The organism is Stenotrophomonas sp. 278 (genome assembly GCF_003935715.1).
In the GTDB taxonomy this organism is placed as follows: Bacteria; Pseudomonadota; Gammaproteobacteria; order Xanthomonadales; family Xanthomonadaceae; genus Stenotrophomonas; species Stenotrophomonas maltophilia_AH.
In genome coordinates, this window is record NZ_RHPP01000298.1 from 1 (window position 1) to 1,133 (window position 1,133).

The following is a 1,133-nucleotide window of genomic DNA, read 5'->3' on the forward strand; positions in this document are numbered from 1 at the left end:
ATCGTGCTGGGGGCAGGCAGCGTCGGGGGCTGGACGTTGCCGCTGGCAGCATTCGCGGGCGGGGCCGCGGCAATCAGCCTGACCTACGTGCTGGCGCGGCCGGGTCGCAACAGTGGCACGGCAACGCTGCTGCTGGTGGGGATCGCGATGGCGGCGTTCTGTTCGGCGGCGATCGGCTTCCTGACCTACATCGCCAGCGAGAGCGAACTGCAGTCGCTGGTGTTCTGGCAGATGGGTTCGCTGGCGCAGGCGGACTGGGCGGACGTGGCGGCTGCAGCGCCGGTGTTCGTGCTGGGGACGCTGGCACTACTGCGGCTTGCGACGCCGCTGGACATGCTGGCGCTGGGGGAGCGCCAGGCGCAGCACCTGGGGCTGGACGTGCCGCGCACGCGCCTGAAACTGATCGCGTTCAGTGCGCTGCTGGTGGGGGCGGCGGTGGCGTTTGCCGGATCGATCGGCTTTGTTGGCCTGGTAGTCCCGCACGTGGTGCGGATGCTGGTGGGCCCGGGACATCGCTGGCTGCTGCCGGTGTCGGCGGTGACCGGCGCGCTGCTGATCGTGGTGGCCGACACGGCCGCACGCACGCTGGATCCGCCGGCGGAAATCCCGCTGGGGCTGTTCTCGGCGGCGTTGGGTGCGCCGTTCTTCCTGTGGCTGGTACTGCACCAGCGGCGGAGCGGGGCGGTATGAGCGCGCCGTTTCTGCAGTTGCGGGCGGTGGGCGTGCGCTTTGGGGAGCGCGCGATTCTGCACGACATCACGCTGGGTTTCTCGCCGGGCACGCTGACGGCACTGGTGGGACCGAACGGGGCAGGTAAATCCACGCTGCTGGCCGTGGCGTCGGGGGACGTGCCGGCAGATGCGGGGCAGGTGATCCTGCATGACCAGCCGATCGGGCACTGGAAGGCAAAGGCGCTGGCCCGCGAGCGGGCAGTGATGCCGCAGGACCATGCGGTGCGTTTCGCGTTTACGGTGGACGAGGTGGTGGCGATGGGTCGGCTGCCGCATCCGGCGGACCCGGCGCGTGATGCGGCGCTGATCGAGTCGGCACTGGACAGGGCGGAGATGCAGGGACTGCGGTCGCGCGAAGTGCGCACGCTGTCGGGCGGCGAGGCGGCCCGCGCGACGTTCGCG

The 1,133-nt window shown here is 70.8% G+C and carries 2 protein-coding genes; both read left to right on the top strand.

Annotated elements, in window-relative coordinates; all coding sequences use genetic code 11:
* Positions 1–690: iron ABC transporter permease (locus EGJ34_RS21785; RefSeq protein ID WP_148100560.1), on the top strand; the 690-nt coding region annotated here is incomplete at its 5' end.
* The coding region (locus tag EGJ34_RS21790) for an ATP-binding cassette domain-containing protein (RefSeq protein WP_125362460.1) at positions 687–1,133 on the top strand (447 nt) is incomplete at its 3' end. The genes EGJ34_RS21785 and EGJ34_RS21790, both read left to right, overlap by 4 nt.